This window comes from Rhodococcus sp. Chr-9 (assembly GCF_000801125.1).
In the GTDB taxonomy this organism is placed as follows: domain Bacteria; phylum Actinomycetota; class Actinomycetes; order Mycobacteriales; family Mycobacteriaceae; genus Rhodococcus; species Rhodococcus pyridinivorans.
Map to the genome: position 1 here is coordinate 1 of NZ_JTIZ01000076.1, position 18,026 is coordinate 18,026.

15 protein-coding genes are annotated in these 18,026 nt (G+C 69.1%); 9 read left to right on the forward strand and 6 right to left on the reverse strand.

The features are described from left to right. Positions 1-111: 111 nt before the first annotated feature. Positions 112-2,595 (forward strand): LuxR C-terminal-related transcriptional regulator, encoded by a 2,484-nt coding sequence (locus QR64_RS09965; RefSeq protein ID WP_235367094.1) that lies wholly within the window; start codon positions 112-114, stop codon positions 2,593-2,595. Between the two features lie 37 nt (positions 2,596-2,632). Here the strand turns inward: QR64_RS09965 and QR64_RS09970 are convergent, their stop codons facing one another. Then, positions 2,633-3,283 carry an amino acid-binding protein gene (locus QR64_RS09970; RefSeq protein ID WP_006554550.1) on the reverse strand — a complete coding sequence of 217 codons (651 nt, stop codon included), beginning with the start codon at positions 3,281-3,283 and terminating at the stop codon, positions 2,633-2,635. A gap of 367 nt (positions 3,284-3,650) precedes the next feature. Here QR64_RS09970 and gatC point away from each other — a divergent pair, with 367 nt between their 5' ends. Further along, positions 3,651-3,950 carry an Asp-tRNA(Asn)/Glu-tRNA(Gln) amidotransferase subunit GatC gene (gene gatC / locus QR64_RS09975; protein WP_006554549.1) on the forward strand — a complete coding sequence of 100 codons (300 nt, stop codon included), beginning with the start codon at positions 3,651-3,653 and terminating at the stop codon, positions 3,948-3,950. Further along, positions 3,947-5,422: an Asp-tRNA(Asn)/Glu-tRNA(Gln) amidotransferase subunit GatA gene (gene gatA / locus QR64_RS09980; protein WP_006554548.1), complete on the forward strand. Its 1,476-nt coding sequence runs from the start codon at positions 3,947-3,949 to the stop codon at positions 5,420-5,422. Before gatC ends, gatA begins: the two co-directional genes overlap by 4 nt. A gap of 84 nt (positions 5,423-5,506) precedes the next feature. Here gatA and QR64_RS09985 read toward each other — a convergent pair whose 3' ends face one another. Both QR64_RS09985 and QR64_RS09990 read right to left on the reverse strand, forming a co-directional pair. Then, positions 5,507-6,787 (reverse strand): alpha/beta-hydrolase family protein, encoded by a 1,281-nt coding sequence (locus QR64_RS09985; protein ID WP_039585110.1) that lies wholly within the window; start codon positions 6,785-6,787, stop codon positions 5,507-5,509. Then, the gene (locus QR64_RS09990; RefSeq protein ID WP_039585112.1) at positions 6,784-7,395 is read right to left on the reverse strand and encodes a hypothetical protein; all 612 of its coding nucleotides are present in this window, start codon (positions 7,393-7,395) and stop codon (positions 6,784-6,786) included. Before QR64_RS09990 ends, QR64_RS09985 begins: the two co-directional genes overlap by 4 nt. Before the next feature lie 167 nt (positions 7,396-7,562). Here QR64_RS09990 and QR64_RS09995 point away from each other — a divergent pair, with 167 nt between their 5' ends. The 5 genes from QR64_RS09995 (at position 7,563) to QR64_RS10015 (ending at position 13,332) form a co-directional block, all read left to right on the forward strand. Next, positions 7,563-8,729, forward strand: coding sequence for a sensor histidine kinase (locus QR64_RS09995; protein WP_411908076.1), 1,167 nt, complete (start codon positions 7,563-7,565; stop codon positions 8,727-8,729). 11 nt (positions 8,730-8,740) lie between these two features. Further along, positions 8,741-9,418, forward strand: coding sequence for a response regulator (locus QR64_RS10000; protein WP_006554544.1), 678 nt, complete (start codon positions 8,741-8,743; stop codon positions 9,416-9,418). A gap of 103 nt (positions 9,419-9,521) precedes the next feature. Beyond that, positions 9,522-10,550 (forward strand): 6-phosphofructokinase, encoded by a 1,029-nt coding sequence (locus QR64_RS10005; protein WP_039585113.1) that lies wholly within the window; start codon positions 9,522-9,524, stop codon positions 10,548-10,550. 42 nt (positions 10,551-10,592) lie between these two features. Further along, on the forward strand, positions 10,593-12,101 hold the full coding sequence (gene gatB / locus QR64_RS10010) for an Asp-tRNA(Asn)/Glu-tRNA(Gln) amidotransferase subunit GatB (protein WP_006554542.1): 1,509 nt from the start codon (positions 10,593-10,595) through the stop codon (positions 12,099-12,101). Between the two features lie 25 nt (positions 12,102-12,126). Then, on the forward strand, positions 12,127-13,332 hold the full coding sequence (locus tag QR64_RS10015) for a cation:proton antiporter (protein ID WP_039585114.1): 1,206 nt from the start codon (positions 12,127-12,129) through the stop codon (positions 13,330-13,332). Here QR64_RS10015 and QR64_RS10020 read toward each other — a convergent pair whose 3' ends face one another. Next, the gene (locus QR64_RS10020) at positions 13,333-14,478 is read right to left on the reverse strand and encodes a PQQ-dependent sugar dehydrogenase (RefSeq protein WP_039585117.1); all 1,146 of its coding nucleotides are present in this window, start codon (positions 14,476-14,478) and stop codon (positions 13,333-13,335) included. A 77-nt stretch (positions 14,479-14,555) separates the two neighbouring features. Between QR64_RS10020 and QR64_RS10025 the strand changes: the two genes are divergently transcribed. After that, positions 14,556-15,317 (forward strand): DoxX family protein, encoded by a 762-nt coding sequence (locus tag QR64_RS10025; RefSeq protein WP_039585118.1) that lies wholly within the window; start codon positions 14,556-14,558, stop codon positions 15,315-15,317. A gap of 31 nt (positions 15,318-15,348) precedes the next feature. On the opposite strand, the gene ilvD is transcribed toward QR64_RS10025, so the two are convergent. Both ilvD and QR64_RS10035 read right to left on the reverse strand, forming a co-directional pair. Then, the gene (gene ilvD / locus QR64_RS10030) at positions 15,349-17,190 is read right to left on the reverse strand and encodes a dihydroxy-acid dehydratase (protein ID WP_039585119.1); all 1,842 of its coding nucleotides are present in this window, start codon (positions 17,188-17,190) and stop codon (positions 15,349-15,351) included. A gap of 139 nt (positions 17,191-17,329) precedes the next feature. After that, positions 17,330-17,851, reverse strand: a complete 522-nt coding sequence (locus QR64_RS10035) for a PH domain-containing protein (protein WP_006554537.1) — start codon at positions 17,849-17,851, stop codon at positions 17,330-17,332. Positions 17,852-18,026 lie beyond the last annotated feature (175 nt).

The following is an 18,026-nucleotide window of genomic DNA, read 5'->3' on the forward strand; positions in this document are numbered from 1 at the left end:
GACCGCTCAGGCCGGCACGCGGTCCGCGCGAAAGATTGAGGCTAATATTTGCACATACTTGTGAGTCCGTTTCGAGGGCGATGCTGCCCGGATGCGAAAGGGATAGTGGACGTGCCGAGAACACTGCCTTTGTCCCGTCGCCGATTGTTCTCCGTTCTGTCCGCGCATTCCGAACTCGCCGTGATCCTCGGTGGCCCCTTCTCCGGCAAGACGACCCTCGTCGACACGTGGCTGGCGACCGACCCGTGTCCCGAGTGGGCGCCGGTGGTGATTCCCGAACCCGCGCACGACGTCACACCCGAGACCTACTGGGCGACGGTGGCATCGTCGCTGTGTACCTCCCTCGGAGTCGACGAACCCGTTGCGGCGGAAGGCTCCTTCGACTCGTTGTGTTCGATACTGGTCCGGCACCCCCGGCCCGTGATGTTCGTGCTCGACGGTGTCCGGTCGGTCGAAGCGATCGAAGACCGGGTCGGGCAGTTGCTGCGGCTCGGGCCGCAGGTGCGGATGGTGGTCACCAGCAGGGCCGCAGGCTCGTGGGCCGAACTTGTCGACGGACACCCGCACAGGACGATCGTCGGCGACGACGACCTGGCGTTCACCGTGGACGAGACCGCTGCACTGTGCCGGCTCTTCGGACTTGCGCGGGACCAACGCACCATCGAGTGGATCACCCGCCGCACCGAAGGATTCGCCGCATTCGTCGCGGCGGTGTGTGCGACGCTGCGTGCCGAGAAGCCGGATCGGGTCTACGGCACCGACGCCCTCGACGTCCTGGTCGACTCGACCGTCGATCTCGTCGTCATGCATGTCGTGGCCGCGGATCCCTCACTGGCACTGTCCTCCCGCTCGGTCCTCGTCTCCGCCGCACCCAACACGGTGACGGAGTCGTCGATTTCGGCTCTACCGCACATCGACGACAGCGACGCCTTCCTCACCGCGCTGACCGAGTCGGGACTGATCGAGGCCTGCTCGACGGACGACGACTCCACGGACGGCGAGACCGCCTGGCGCTATCCCGAGGTCGTCCACAGATCACTCCTGCGGGTGGGCAGCGCCGAATACCCGAAGGAGCTGTGGGATGCGCGGTCGGCTCTCATCGACTACTGGTTGCAGCGCTCGCGTCCGGACATCGCCCTCGAACATGCCGTGGAGCGGCGCGACTGGCGATGCGCGATCGACATCGTCGAGAAGAACTGGGTGGCGCTGTACGGAAGCGGATCGCTCCGCTCCCTGGGGATCGTGCTGCTCGAGCTGCTCCCCGACTATATGACGACCAACGATCGCACCGTCGCGTCGCTGCGGACGATCACCCGTGCCCGGAACAAGGCGGGAGAGCCGGAACAGTGGGCCTTCCCTCGATCCTTCGAAACGATCCTTCGCCTCGGAAGTCTCCGGATGCAGGGTGCCTACGACGAGGCGATGGAAGTGTGCGACGGCCTGGCCACCGAACCCGTGCCGAATTTCGAGACGCTGGACGACACGACCCGGCACGCCCACGGACTGAAATACCTCAACTTCGGCACCGTCTACCTCCTCGGCGGACGCACCACCGATGCCGGAACGATGCTGCGCCGTGCCCACACGGCGGGTCGCGGTGTGTTCGTCGAGCGAGAGGCCGCGGGCAAACTCGCGCTCCTCGAAGCACTCCGGGGCCGGACCCACGAGGCGACCCGGTGGATCGAGGAGGAGCTCCGGCATCCGCCGATCATGGGAGAGGCCGAGGCCCTCATCCGTACGGCGGGCCTGGTCGCCACCGCGCTCGTGGCCCTCGACAGGCTCGACACCGGCACGGCCTTCCGCGCGCTCTCCGAACTCGGCACTCCCCGCCACACGGAAGAGTTGTGGGCGGCCGTCATGTACGCGCGGGGGCGACTGGCGCTGCTGAGCGGTGTGCCCGCCGACGGCCTGCTGTACATCGATTCGGAACTTCAGCACTTCTCCCATCGCCTCACCGGTATCTCCGCGGTGTTGGTCGATGCCGCGCGTGCCGACCTGCACCTCGCGCTCGGCGAGGCCCGCGCGGCGCGCGAGCTGGTCGACAGCTCGACGCACCCCCTCACGGCTCCGGCCCGTGCGCGATTGCGTCTGCTCGGCGGCGATCCCGGAGGCGCGGAGGTGATCGTGCATCGTGGGGATGCCGCCCGTGAGCACTGTCCGGCCGTCGGTGCGGAACTCGCCCTGATCGGATCGGTGGCGTCTCTGAGACTCGGTCGCCGCACCGATGCGCGACGGCATCTCCAGCGGGCCGTGGTGCTGGCGGAACATGCCGGGGTGACACGGCCGTTCGTCGGAGTCCCGCCCTCGGCCGTGCGCGACATCCTGTCGCTCGGGGTCGACCTGCCGATCGATCTCGACCCGGCGATGGCCGAGTACGGCATCTTCCGCGAGATCCGTGTCGTCGTACGGCTGACCCCACGCGAGCGCGCGGTCCTCGACGCATTGCTCGCCGGCGGCACGGCGAGCACGATCGCCAAGGAACAGTTCGTCACCCTCAACACCGTCAAGACCCAATTGCGTTCCCTCTACCGGAAACTGGGCGTGCATTCGCGTGAGGAAGCGATCGCGCAGGCGCACAGGCTCGTCGTCGGCTGAGACCCTTTCCCGAAGCTGCGACCGGAACCCCGGGGGACTATCGGAGGACGGTGCCGACGATGCCCGCGAAGTAACCGATGCGTGCGATCTCGGACGGACGGAACTCCGGTCCGCCGGGGCGGCCGAGGACGAGGACACGTTCGGGCGAGCCGAGGGGAGCGGCCGCGAGCATCGTGTCCATGTCGCGCCAGAGCTGCGGCACCCACTCACCGTCGTGGTCGAGCAGGGTGGCCTCGGCGAGCGGCATCCAGGGGACGCCGTCGAGGTGGGTCTCCGGCGAACCCGGGCTCCCCGCGAGGCGGAAGATGCCGTTCGGGCCGACTCCGAGCACGGTCGCCCAACCCACGCGGAGCACCCGGGGAGCACCGTCGACGAGGATCTGGATGCGGTCGTCGCGGGCGGCGGCGACGTGATCGATCAGTTCGAGTTCGCGATGGGTGTCGAGGATTCCGGCGTAGGGACGGATCGAGTCGACCGTCACACCGGGCAGGGCCTCGGCCGCGGTGAGGAGCGTGTCGGGGAGCTTGCCCGGCTCGACGTCGACGACGAGATCGTCGATCGCGAAGTCCGTGCCGCGTTCGACGACGTCGAGCGACAGGATGTCGGCGCCGACCGAACCGAGCGCCAGGGCGAGCGAGCCGAGGCTACCGGGACGATCGGGGAGCCTGACACGCAAGAGGTACGACACGTGAGTCCTTTCCCCAGTCGGTTTCGTGCCGTCGACGAACGCCACATCGACGGCACATGGTGCGCCGGCATCCGAGTGCCGGCCCAGGGGCCCGTGTCGACCTCTGGCAGACCACATCCTTGCACCTCGGCGCCGGCGTCCGGGACGGCGCAGATCCGAAATTATGCCGACCCCATCGATAATCCCCGGTCGCGACGGTGCATGTCACACGAACGCAACACAGCGTTGCGAAGCTTGCAACATCGGCGGACGGGACGCGACGCCGACCGGGCGACGAGTGATGTCGCCGAACCGCGTGCGCCGTCGCTTCCAGGACGCATTACCCTGGACAGGACGTTCACTCTCCATCGGAAAGGGGCCATTCACGGTGCCTGCCATCTCCCGTGACGAGGTCGCGCATCTCGCCCGGTTGTCCCGGCTTGCGCTGACCGATGCCGAACTCGACGAGTTCGCCGGTCAGTTGGATTCGATCCTCAACCACGTCAAGGCGGTGTCGGAGGTGGCCGCGGACGATGTGGCTCCCATGGCGAACCCGAACGCCGTCACCAACGTGACGCGACCCGACGTCGTCGTCCCCGGTCTCACACCCGAGCAGGCGCTCTCCGGTGCGCCGGCCGTCGAGGAGGATCGCTTCTCGGTCCCGCAGATCCTGGGAGAGGGCGAATGAGCACGGATACGACACGCCTCGACGCCGCGACTCTGGCGTCGAAGATCCATGCCGGCGAACTGTCGTCGGTGGAGGTCACCCAGGCCCACCTCGATCGCATCGCCGAGGTCGACGGCGAGTACAACGCCTTCCTGCACGTCGCCTCCGAGCAGGCGCTCGCCGCCGCGGACGAGGTCGACCGTGCCGTCGCCGCGGGCGAGAAACCGGCCTCGGCGCTCGCCGGTGTGCCGCTCGCGCTCAAGGACGTGTTCACCACCACGGACATGCCCACCACGTGCGGTTCGAAGATCCTCGAGGGCTGGGTCTCGCCCTACGACGCGACGCTCACCACGAAGCTGCGCGAGGCCGGGATCCCCATCCTCGGCAAGACCAACATGGACGAGTTCGCGATGGGTTCGTCCACCGAGAACTCGGCCTACGGCCCCACCCGCAACCCGTGGGACACCAGCCGTATCCCGGGTGGCTCGGGTGGCGGTTCCGCTGCGGCGCTCGCGTCGTATCAAGCACCCCTCGCGATCGGCACCGACACCGGTGGCTCGATCCGCCAGCCCGCCGCTGTCACCGCCACCGTCGGCACCAAGCCCACCTACGGCACGGTCTCTCGGTACGGCCTCGTCGCCTGTGCGTCGTCGCTCGACCAGGGTGGTCCCTGCGGCCGCACCGTCCTCGACACGGCGCTGCTGCACGAGGTCATCGCCGGGCACGACCCGCGCGACTCGACGTCGGTGAACGCCCCCGTGCGTCCCGTCGTGGAGGCGGCGCGCCAGGGTGCGGCCGGCGACCTGAAGGGCCTGAAGGTCGGCGTGGTCAAGGAGTTGCACTCCGACAGCTACCAGCCCGGCGTGCTCTCGTCGTTCGATGCGGCGGTCGAGACGCTCACGAAGCTCGGTGCGGAGGTCGTCGAGGTCTCGTGCCCGCACTTCGAGTACGCGCTCGCCTCGTACTACCTGATCCTGCCGTCGGAGGTCTCCTCCAACCTGGCCCGCTTCGACGCGATGCGGTACGGCATGCGCGTCGACGACGGCACGATGAGTGCCGAGCAGGTCATGGCCGCGACCCGCGCCGCCGGTTTCGGCAAGGAGGTCAAGCGCCGCATCATGATCGGCACCTACGCGCTGTCCTCCGGCTACTACGAGGCCTACTACGGTCAGGCACTCAAAGTCCGGAGCCTCATCGCGCAGGACTTCGACAAGGCCTACGAGCAGGTCGACGTGCTGGTCTCGCCCACGAGCCCGTTCACGCCGTGGAAGCTCGGCGAGAAGGTCGACGATCCGCTGGCGATGTACCTGTCCGACCTGTGCACGCTCCCGACCAACCTTGCGGGGCACTGCGCGATGTCGGTGCCGTCCGGCCTCTCGGCGGACGACGGTCTCCCCGTCGGTCTGCAGATCATGGCCCCGGCCCTGGCCGACGAGCGCCTGTACCGCGTGGGTGCGGCCTTCGAGGCGGCACGAGGACCCATCGTCGCCTGATCCTTTCCCACACCACGACCCGTCGTGCCGTTCGTCGGCCGGCGGGTCGCGGTGTATCCGGACGCCGATCCGTGTGGGCGCGATCTACCCGTCGGCGGAGATGCACCGCGCCTGATCGTCGCCGTAGCGATGACCGTGACCGGGTGCCGTCTCGAGCGAGGTGAGCAGGTCCACCGTTGTGTTCACGAACGACACCACCGGCAGCCACGGCGGGGTCGGGGCATCGGCGCGCGCATGCGACAGATCGGGCGGCGACCACAGCAGCGACGGCCGCCACCACACCACCGGGTCGGAGGTGTTCGCCCGGACACTCGCACCGGCGGTGCGGACCCCCGCGGGTGGCCCCGCGAGGAACAGTGCACACGGCTCCGGTTCGTCGTCGAAGACGGCGCTCGCGCCGGACGCTCCCAGAGACTGCCCGTAGACGTGCAGGGCGGGGCGTCGCTCGTCGGGCAGCGTGGACAGGTACGCCCGCAAGGCGGTGACGAGCGCGCGGGCCTCCTCCTCCGCAGCACCGCGATCGAGGACGAAGGTCACCCAGCTCGGCATGTCCGAGTACTGCTGGGCGACGATGGCGACATCGTCGCCCCACCGGTCCTCGAAGCCGCGAACCGCAGCGGCATCGACCCAGCCCGAGCCGGTCGGCACGGCCACCACGAGATGCGGTCGGTCGAAGGCTCTCGCCCGGCGGAGTTCGTCCACCGCGAACTCGGCGCGCGCAGACGGATCCGGCGCGGCCGACAACGGTATGTAGATCCGGATCGGTGACCCCTCGGAGGGCAGGGACACGAACTTCTGCCCCTCTCGACCCAACCGGTTCCACAACACCGCCGATCCCACGCCACCCGACAATCCCGCCGAGAGCGCGGTGGGGGAGGCGACCGTGTCGACCGCCCCTCCGGGTGAGAAGGCCGCCGTGGTGCCGATCCCAACCGTGGCGCCGATTCCCAGCGTCGCGGCGACGGCCACCGCCACCCCGCGTCGCGACAGGAGGTGCACGAGGCGCGGAAGGGCGAGCAGCGCCGCGACGACCACGATCGCGACTGCCAGTGCCTCCAGCCACCAGCGCACATCCAGCGCCGGGACCGCCATCGCCTCGCGCAGACCGTTCTGCCACCGATGCGCACCGGCGGCCGTGACCAGCACGACGGATCCGCCGACGAGCGCGACGGGCACACGCAGTTCCGGTCTCGCCGGCCGCGGAGCCCGACCGGTCCGCCGCCTCGCGGTCACGACGAGACGGAGAACGGCCAGCGCGACCACGACGAACACCCCTGTGACGACGCCCTGCACGACCGACTGTCGCGGCAGCAGGGGAGGGGCGAGGGAGATCACCGTCGCGAGAACCACCGTGAGGATCGTCATCGCCGTACCTTTCGTGCCGTGAAGCCCAGAGCGACCGAGCCCGCAGCGACGGCCAGGGCCCACGGCGATTCCGCGACAGGTGTCCGGTGACCCTGTCGCCACGAGTTGAATTCCACTGCTGCAGAAGAAATCCCTGCGATCGGCGTGCAGGAGGGGATGCCGGGTTCGGAACGGCAGACGGTGTCGAGATGCCGTGCGAACAGACCGTCGAGGTCGCGGCGGGCACCGGTGCCCAGCTCGCCACCGGTGGTGTGGGCGTACCGCAGGAGGTCGTACCCGAGATCGTGCACCCGGCATGCCGATTCGAACGCCGCCGGCAGCGGCACCGGGGCGGAGCAGTCACCTTCGGGGTCGGCGAGCACCGTCGTCCCGTCCGCCCACTGTTCGACGATCGGCGCATACTCCATCACGGCGGTGAAATCGGCCGGCAGGGACGACAGTGCTCCCTCCGCGTCGTCGGCGACGAGCGCCGTCACCGTCGCTGCGGCCGCGGCGTCCTCCGTCGGGGGCGCGGCGGAGTGGGCGAGCGCCCCCGGCACGGCGGCATATGCTGCGGTGGCGAGGAAGGCGACCGACGCGACTCGGACCGCTGCGGATCTCACTGTCATGCCGGTGACGCTAGGAACGCGCAGCCCTGCACCGGACCCCGCGACGGAGCGATCTCGAGGAGGCCGACACCACCCGCAGAGCTATGCGGATCTCACCCCCAGGTATGAGGACAGTCGAGACCCCGGCTCCTAGCGTGGGTGAGGTGAGAGAGCTTGCGAAGTCCGGCGTGAGAACCGCGGGACGCCTGGGCCGGGGACGGTGGAGCGTCATCACCGTGGTCACCGTGACGTTGATCCTCTATGCGATCGCGTGGCCGACGCTGCCCCTGACCCACGACGTCTCCCCACCCCTGTTGCCGCTGATCTCGGGGATGGCGGTGTTCCCGTTCCTCCTCGTGCTCGTCCGGCCGGCGCTCGGGTGGGCGGTGGCCGCGGCGGCGGGACTCGTCATCCCGACAGCGTTCGACCTGGTCCCCGGCTACGACTATCCGTGGCAGGTCGTGCACATCATGGTGATGCTCGCGCTGGTGTTCGCCGTGGCGATCCGCGAGGAGATCCGGATCGTCCTCGTCGTCTGGGTCTCGACGGTTCTGCTCTTCGCGGCCTTCGTCCCCGGCAGCGACGGCTGGGGCTGGGGGATCGGGATCAGCGCGCTGGTGGTGTTCGGGCTGTTGGTGCGCTGGCTGATGATCTCCCGACGGCAACTCGCCCAGCAGGAGGAAGCCAGCGAGCTCGAACGTGCACGGCGCGCCATCCTCGAGGAGAAGGCCCACATCGCACGCGACCTCCACGACATCGTTGCCCATCACATGTCGATGATCGTCGTGCAGGCGCAGAGCGCGCCCTACCGGCTCCCGGACGTGAACGACGACGTGCGCGCCGAATTCGACGCCCTCGGTGCGACCGCACGGGAGGCGCTGAACGAGGTCCGCACCCTGCTCGGAGTACTCCGCAGCGACGGGCAGCTCCCCGAACACGAACCGCAGCCCGACATCGACCGCATCGGTGAGCTGTTCGAGTCCTCCCGCCGAGCCGGGATGGCGCTCGAGACGGAGACGGTCGGCGTCCCCGCACCCGTCTCCGACAGTGTCGGACTCACCGTCTACCGGATCCTGCAAGAGTCTCTGGCGAACGCGGCCCGGCACGCACCCGGCGCCCGCGTGTCCGCACGACTGCAGTGGGAGCCGGCGACCGTCACGGTGGAGGTGACCAACGGGCCGGCCTCGCCCGGTCAGGTCGACACCACCGTTCGGCAGTCGGACCGCAGCGGCGGCAACGGAATCCTCGGCATGGTCGAACGTGCGTCCGTCGTGGGCGGGCAACTCGTCGCCCATCCCCGCCCCGGCGGCGGTTTCGAGGTCCGAGCGGTTCTCCCGGTGCTGACCGGGGCCTAAGGTGGGTGCCGATGACCGAACCGCACCCTCCCATCACCGTGTTCATCGCCGACGACCAGGCAATGGTCCGGCAGGGCTTCGGAGCACTGCTCGGAGCCCAGCCCGACATCAGCGTCGTCGGCGATGCCCCCGACGGTCGAGCGGCTGTCTCGGAGGTCGCGCGACTGCGGCCCGACGTCGTCCTCATGGACGTGCGCATGCCCGAGATGAACGGTCTCGACGCGGCGCGGCACATCCTTGCCGACACCCGTGAGCCGCGGTCGAAGGTGCTCATGCTCACCACCTTCGACCTCGACGACTACGTCTACGAGTCGCTCGGGATGGGAGCAAGCGGGTTTCTGCTCAAGGACGCCCCCGCCGACGAACTCGTGCGGGCCGTGAGGGTGGTCGCCGATGGTCAGGCACTGCTCGCGCCGACCGTCACCCGTCGCCTCATCGCCGACGTCACCAGCCGGCGCGGGCCGGCGAGAGGGCGCGACCGTGTCCTCGATCCGCTGACCCCGCGCGAACTCGAGGTGCTGGAACTGATCGCACACGGCCTGTCGAACACCGAGATCGCAGAACGATTGTTCGTCGCCGAGCAGACCGTGAAGACCCACGTCGGCAAGGTTCTCGCAAAACTGCACCTGCGCGACCGGGCACAGGCCGTGGTGCTCGCCTACGAGTCCGGTCTCGTCACACCCGGCTGAATCGGGCTGCCGTCGCGCCGGTGAACGGGCAGGATGGCAATGCAGCAGCGGTCCGGGCGGTATCGGTCCGTGCGGTACGGAACCATGCGACGGGAGGTAGTGCGTGACGAGGATCGGAATTCTCACCAGTGGCGGGGACTGCCCCGGGCTCAACGCGGTCATCCGCGGTGCGGTGCTCAAGGGCACCGAGGTCCACGGACAGGAGTTCGTCGGATTCCTCGACGGCTGGCGCGGTCTCGTCGAGGGCGATGTGATCCCGTTGGACCGCAGCCGTGTTCGCGGTCTCGCCCAGCAGGGTGGCACGATCCTCGGCACGAGCCGGTTCGGTCCGTACCAGGGACCCGACGGTGGGGCACAGAACATCCAGAAGACCCTCGGCCGCCTCGGGATCGACGCGGTGATCGCCATCGGGGGAGAGGGCACCGCTGCCGCCTCGAAGCGACTGTTCGGTGAAGGGATCCGCATCGTCGGTGTGCCGAAGACGATCGACAACGACCTCAGCCACACCGACTACACCTTCGGTTTCGACACGGCCGTCGAGATCGCGACGGTGGCGATCGACCGTCTCCGCACCACCGGCAACTCCCACAAGCGGTGCATGGTGCTCGAGGTCATGGGCCGGCACGCCGGATGGATCGCATTGCACGCGGGTACTGCCGGTGGTGCACACGCCATCCTCATCCCCGAACACCCCGAGAGCCTCGAACAGATCTGCGAGTGGGTGACCAGCGTCCGCGACCGCGGGCGTTCGCCGATGGTTGTCGTCGCTGAGGGCTTCACACTGCCCGAGATGGAGGAGGCGTACTCCACCAAGGGGCTCGACGGATTCGACCGGCCGCGTCTCGGCGGTATCGCGGAGGTGCTCGCGCCGCTCATCGAGAAGCACACCGGCGTCGAGGCCCGCGCGACGGTGCTCGGTCACATCCAACGGGGCGGTGTCCCCACGGCATTCGACCGGGTGCTCGCCACGCGACTCGGCATGGCGGTGACCGATCTCGTCGCCGAGGAGGATTGGGGGCACATGGTCGCGCTGCACGGCACCGACATCGCTCGGGTCGATTTCGACGAGCTCGCCGAACCGAAGTACGTGCCCGACGAGCGCTATCAGGAGATGCGGATCCTGTTCGGGTGAGGCGGCGCGTCGGCACTGTCGGCGCCGTCTAAAATCGACACCATGACTGCCTCCGTGTCCGCTGACCTGCTCGCCTACGACGACGTGCTCGCGAAGTTCGAGCCCGTGATGGGCATGGAGGTGCACGTCGAGCTGCACACCGCCACCAAGATGTTCTGCGGCTGCCCGACCACCTTCGGCGCCGAGCCCAACACGCAGGTGTGTCCGGTCTGCCTCGGTCTGCCGGGGGCGCTGCCCGTCGTCAACCAGGCCGCGGTCGAGTCCGCGATCCGCATCGGCCTCGCGCTGAACTGCTCGATCACCCCGTGGGGTCGCTTCGCGCGTAAGAACTACTTCTACCCGGATCAGCCGAAGAACTACCAGATTTCGCAGTACGACGAGCCGATCGCCACCGACGGATATCTCGATGTCGTACTCGATGACGGCACCACCTGGCGGGTCGACATCGAGCGCGCGCACATGGAGGAGGACACCGGCAAGTCGCTGCACGTCGGTGGCGCCACCGGTCGCATCCACGGTGCGAGCCACTCGCTTCTCGACTACAACCGCGCCGGTGTGCCGCTCGTCGAGATCGTCACCAAGCCGATCGTCGGTGCCGGCGAGCGCGCCCCCGAGGTCGCCCGCGCCTACGTCACCGCCCTGCGCGACCTGCTCGAGGCACTCGACGTCTCCGACGTCCGCATGGACCAGGGTTCGATGCGGTGCGACGCGAACATCTCGCTGATGCCCATCGGCGCGAAGGAGTTCGGTACCCGCACCGAGACGAAGAACGTCAACTCTCTCAAGTCCGTCGAGGTGGCCGTGCGCTACGAGATGCGGCGCCAGGCGGCCGTACTGGTCTCCGGTGGTGAGGTGATCCAGGAGACCCGGCACTTCCAGGAGGCCGACGGCACCACCTCGCCCGGTCGCCGCAAGGAGACCGCCGAGGACTACCGCTACTTCCCGGAGCCCGACCTCGAGCCGATCGCGCCCGACGCCGCCTGGGTCGAAGAGCTGCGCGCGACGCTGCCCGAGCTGCCGTGGCTGCGCCGCGCCCGCATCCAGGCCGACTGGGGTGTCTCCGACGAGGAGATGCGCGACCTCGTCAACGCCGGAGCGCTCGACCTCGTCATCGCGACCACCGAGGCCGGCGCCCCCGCCTCGGAGGCCCGCTCGTGGTGGGTCGCCTACCTGGCCCAGCAGGCCAACACCCGCGGTGTCGAACTCGCCGAACTGCCTATCACACCCGAACAGGTCGCCCGCGTCATCGCGCTGGTGGCCGACGGCAAGCTGACGAACAAGCTGGCCCGTCAGGTCGTCGACGGTGTGCTCGCCGGTGAGGGCGAGCCCGACGAGGTGGTCGCCGCTCGCGGTCTCGAGGTCGTGCGCGACGATTCGGCGCTGCAGGCCGCGGTCGACGCCGCGCTGGCCGCCAACCCCGACATCGCCGACAAGATCCGCTCCGGCAAGGTCCAGGCGGCCGGCAAGATCGTCGGCGACGTCATGAAGGCCACTCGCGGACAGGCCGATCCGGCGCGCGTGAAGGAACTCGTCATCGCTGCGTGCAGTTGATCTTGCGCGGCTAGAGTAGCGGCGCATGGACGCTGCTGTCGCCACCTCGCTGTTCTGGATCGCCGTCGCGGCGGTGCTGGCACCGCTGATCGCCGGCGCCGTCCCGCGTCGGCTGGTGCCCGAGGTCGTGCTGCTGCTGGTGACCGGTGTCCTCATCGGCCCCTACGCGCTCGACCTCGCGGAGACGGGCAGCGAGATCGGTATCCTGCGCGAACTCGGCCTGGGGATGCTCTTCCTGCTCGCCGGATACGAGATCGACCCCGCCGAGCTGCGCGGGCGGGGTGGGCGTCGCGCGATGTTCACCTGGTGTGTGTGCATGTTGTTGGCTCTCGGCACCGTCGCCGCACTGGGAGCGGCGGGTCAGGTGCACGCCGAGATCGCCGTGGCGATCGCGCTGACGTCCACGGCGCTGGGGACGCTCCTGCCGATCCTCGCCGACCGCGGACTCGTCGCGACCCCACTCGGACGCTCGGTGCTCAACCACGGGGCGTTCGGAGAGCTGCTGCCCGTCGTGGCCATGGCGACCCTGCTCGGTGCGCGCGGCGCACTCGGCTCGCTGATCGTCCTGCTGGCGTTCGCGGTCGTGGCCGTCGTCGTCGCCGTGCTGCCGACCTGGATCCTGCGGGAGGGCTCACGGTTCACCCAGTTCGTCCGGCTCGGTTCCGACACCACCGCCCAGATCCCGGTGCGCCTGACGATGCTGCTGCTCGTCGGACTCATCGCCGTCGCGGCAGTCTTCGATCTCGACATCATCCTCGGTGCCTTCGCGGCCGGTTTCATCCTGCGCCGCACGATCCCGGCGGGCGACGAGCGGCTCGAGAAGAAGCTCGACGGTCTGGGCTACGGCTTCCTCATCCCGATCTTCTTCGTCACCTCGGGCATGGCGATCGACGTCGGTGCCGTTGTGAGTGCCCCGGGGATCCTGCTGGCATTCCTCGGACTGCTCGTCCTGGTGCGGGGTGTGCCGGTCTTCGTCGCATCGCGCCTCGAACGTGACGAGACCGGAAAGCGGATGTTCGGAACCGCGGAGCAGTTGCAGATCGCCCTGTACTCGACGACGGGTCTTCCCCTGATCGTCGCGGTCACGGGCGTGGCGGTGAGTGCCGACCAGATGTCGAACGCGAGCGCGTCGATCCTCGTGGCGGCGGGCGCCGTCACCGTCCTCGTGCTCCCGATGCTCGCGGGACTGCTCCACCGCACCGAACCGGTGGAGACGCCGGAGCGGGCGTGATCAGTCGAATCCACCGCCACCGGCCGGGAACTGGATGCGGACGACGCGGTCGTCGTTCGGTCCCGGTTCGGAACCGGACTTGTTGACCGTCGAGACCCACAGCAGGCCGTCGGGCGACGACGCGGCGCCGCGCAGCATGCCGTAACGGTCCTCCGCTGCGAGGACGGGCGACGCCGTGACCGCTCCGGTGCCCGGATCGGTGGCGACGACCGCGACGGCCTTCGCGTCGGTGAGCGAGATCGCGATCCCGTCGGGGGCCGCTGCGCACCCGGCGACACCGGGCCGCTCGGGCCACGTCCAGGCCGGGCCTGTGCCGGTCGAGCCGTCGACCCCGACCCGCTGGAGCCGGTCTTCGAGGGGAGTGCGGTCGGTGACCCACAGATTGCCGTTGGGGTCGCGGCACACATCGCCCGCGGTGCCGATGCCCGACAACATCACCGACGGGGCGGGTGCCGCGCCGGGGGCTGGGAGCGGCAGGTTCAGGAGCTTGCCGGACAAGACGTTCGGATCGTTTGCGGCCGCTGCGTTTCCGGCGTCGCCGGTCAGAACGGCGAGTTCGGTGGGTGAGACGAACTCGATGGCGCCGGAGTTGCCCGTCGCGCCGCGGGGGATCCCCGTCAGCACGTCCTTGGGAGTGTCACCCGCGGCGATGCGGACCACGCGGTTGTCGGAGGCCGTGGTGATGTAGGCGTAGAGCAGTCGGTCCTCGGCGAAAGTGGGGGAGAGCGCCACGTCCAGCAGCCCACCGTCCCCGGAGCCGTCGACCGGGATGGTCGCGATCTCCACCGGCTCGGTCTCCGGGGCGACCTGCAGTATCCGGCCCGTCCGACGCTCGGTGACGAGCGCGGAGTTGCCATCGGGCATCGTTACCAGGCCGCCGGTGACGTCGAGGCAGGTCGCGATCACGGACGGATCGGGGTCGACACAGGGCCCCGGTGGCTTGGGGGAGGCGCTCGGCGTCGTCGTCTCGGTGGGGTCCTGGGGTCCGACGCCCGGTCCCGGGTCGAAGGTGGGCTCGGGAGTGAACGGGGTCGACGCGGAGTCGTCGAAGCGGGCGCAGGACGGGACGGCGAGGACTCCGACGGCGAGCACCGCCGCTGCCGCACGTACGCCCCACGAACCCGTCCACCGCGTACCCCGTGTCATGCCGCAAACGTTACCGGCACGACGCGCGCACCCGCGGATGCCGGGTGCGGGGACGGTCACGGGCATAGGCTGAGGACGTGGCCGACAACAAGAACGGTGGCATACCGGACGCGGGTTCGAATCCCTACGGCGACCAGCCCGACGAACACACACTCGAGATGCGCCGACCACGCGAGTCGTATCTCGGATCCGACGATGACTTCGGCGCAGGCGGAACTCCCCTCGGCAGCGACGCCTACGCCGCTCCCACCGAGCAGATGTACCGGCCGGAGCCGGTCTACGGTGCGGATACGGGCGGCGCGGTGGTCGCCGGCGAACAGGCCCCGGCGAAGGTGCGCCGCGGAACGCTCGACCTCGGTCTGTTCGTCCTGCGTGCGGCGGTCGGGGCGATCCTCGTCGCCCACGGACTGCAGAAGCTGGTGGGTCTGTGGAACGGGCCTGGACTCGACGGTTTCGAGTCGTTGCTCCGCGATGCGGGATACCAGCAGCCCGCCGTGCTCGCGATCGTCGGCGCGGTCGGTGAGATCGCGGCCGGAGGACTGCTCGTCCTGGGTCTGCTCACCCCGTTCGCCGCTGCCGCGATCGTCGCGATCATGGTCAACGCGGTGCTGTTCAAGCACGAACTCGAACCGGGCGTCCAGTTCTTCGCCGCCGAATCGTCGGGCTTCGAATTCGAGGCCCTCCTCGTCGCCTGCGCGGTGGCGATCACCCTCACCGGACCGGGACGCATCGCGATCGACGGGCGACGCGGCTGGGCGACGCGTCCGTTCCTGGGCTCGTTCGTCGTGCTGCTGCTGGGTGTGGCGGCCGGCGTGTGCCTGTGGATCTTCGGACGCTGAGACACCGCAAGCCGGACATTACNGTCAGGTGTTACGGCACGCGCCGCACGGCACCCTTGTCGGCGGAGGTCGCCAGAGCGGCGTAGGCGCGCAGTGCCTTCGAGACCGTGCGCTCACGGTCGACGGGCTGCCACGGACGCTCGGAGGCCTCCATCTTCGCGCGACGATCCGCGAGCACCTCGTCGTCGACGAGCACCTCGAGGGTGCGGGTCGCGACGTCGATGCGGATCCGGTCGCCCTGCTCGATCAGGCCGATCACACCACCGGAAGCGGCCTCGGGGGAGACGTGCCCGATGGACAGACCGGAGGTGCCGCCGGAGAAGCGGCCGTCGGTGATCAGGGCACACACCTTGCCCAGACCGATGCCCTTGAGGAAGGAGGTCGGGTGCAGCATCTCCTGCATGCCGGGGCCGCCGGCCGGGCCCTCGTAGCGGACGACGACCACGTCGCCGGCCTTGATCTTCTTGCCGAGGATGACCGAGACGGCCTCCTCCTGCGACTCGACGACGTAGGCCGGGCCCTCGAAGTGGAACAGATCCTCGTCGATACCGGCGGTCTTGAGGATCGCGCCGTCCGGTGCGAGATTGCCGCGCAGCACGCACAGGCCGCCCTCGACGGTGTAGGCGTGCTCGATGTCGCGGATGCAACCGTTCGCGGAATCGGTGTCGAGCGACGACCAGCGGTTGTCCGTCGAGAACGGTTCGGTGGTGCGCACACCGCCCGGTGCGGCGTGGAACAGCTCGAGGGCCGTCTCGGACGCCTTGCCGGAACGGATGTCCCAGGTGTCGAGCCACTCGTCGAAGCTCTTCGTGTGGACCGTGGAGACGTCGGTCTCGAGCAGACCACCGCGGCGCAGCTCGCCGAGGATGGCGGGGATTCCGCCGGCGCGGTGCACGTCCTCCATGTGGTAGTCGGAGTTCGGGGAGACCTTCGCCAGGCAGGGCACCCGGCGGCTGATCTCGTCGATGGTGGTGAGATCGAAGTCGACCTCACCCTCCTGCGCGGCGGCGAGGGTGTGCAGCACGGTGTTGGTGGAACCACCCATGGCGACGTCGAGCGCCATTGCGTTGCGGAAGGCGGCCGGGGTGGCGATGTTGCGCGGAAGCACCGACTCGTCGTCGTCGCGGTAGTAGCGCAGGGCGGCCTCGACGATCGTCCGGCCGGCGGTCTCGAACAGTGCGCGTCGCGCCTCGTGGGTGGCGAGGGTCGAACCGTTGCCTGGCAGCGCGAGACCGAGAGCCTCGGTGAGGCAGTTCATCGAGTTTGCGGTGAACATGCCCGAGCACGAACCGCAGGTCGGGCACGCGCTGCGCTCGACCTCGTCGAGTCCCGCGTCGTCGACGGCCTCGCTGGCGGAGGCCGAGATGGCGGTGATGAGGTCGGTGGGGGCCTGCGCGACACCGTTGACGACGACCGCCTTGCCGGCCTCCATCGGACCACCGGAGACGAAGACCGTCGGGATGTTCAGGCGCATCGCGGCATTGAGCATGCCCGGGGTGATCTTGTCGCAGTTCGAGATGCACACCAGTGCATCGGCGGTGTGCGCGTTGACCATGTATTCGACGGAGTCGGCGATGATCTCGCGGCTCGGCAGCGAGTAGAGCATGCCGCCGTGGCCCATGGCGATGCCGTCGTCGACTGCGATGGTGTGGAACTCGCGCGCCACGCCGCCCGCTTCGCGCACGGCCTTCGCGACGATCTCACCGACGTCCTTGAGGTGGACGTGACCGGGTACGAACTGCGTGTAGGAGTTCGCGATGGCGACGATCGGCTTGCCGAAGTCGGAATCGGTCAGGCCGGTGGCGCGCCACAGGGAGCGCGCTCCCGCGGCGTTTCGTCCGACGGTGGTGGTGCGTGACCTCAACGGGGGCATGGGCTGACTTCCTTGACGGTGGCTGGTGCGCAATCGGCCGGGCCGCGTCCGGGCGCCGGGCTGGGCGGATCCGGGCAACGGCACCGACGAATCTACTCGCGTGCTTCCGGATGCCTCTATTCGCACCCGGTCGCGAGGATCAGGAGGAGCGGTCCCCCTTCTTCTCGACGGTGACTGCGTCGTCGGTGGTTTCGGCATCCGGACCGGCTTCGGCGGCCGCCTTCTCGCGGTATGCCTTCTCCTCGGCGAGCTGTGCGGCCGCGTACGGATCGGTGATGCGGCCTCCGCTGGCCTCCGACAGCTGCGGCAGCCGGCCGAAGGTGACGACCGGCAGTGCGACCTCGCTGCCGTCGGTGAGCCGTGCGCGGGCCCAGCCCCGCTTCGGGAACCGGAGGCCGTCGAGTTCGTCCCACTTCAGGTTCGTCGTCTTGAAGGTCGCTCGCGCGACGATGCCCTCGGGGCCGACGACGGTGCGTACCCGCACGACCCAGGCGGCGACGAGGAACGGGATGATCAGCGTCCATGCGAAGGCCTCCGGCCACGCCAGCGCGGGGGAGGCGAGGGCGAGGAACAGCAGAGCGCACGCGAGGAAGGACAGTCGCGAGATCTGGATGACCTGCGTCGTCGAATCGGGCGTGTGGGATGATGGGGGCGGTGGCACGGGCTGCTGGGAAGATGACACCTCTACATCTTCGCACTGCAGCCGCGGCATCTCACATTCTGGGACAGTGGACCGCACCAAGTTGACTGTCTGGACACCATGCGCCTACCGTCGAGCGCGTGAATCAGAATGGGTTGCTCGTAATCGGCCGGCGCGTCGTCGCCTGAGCCGCATT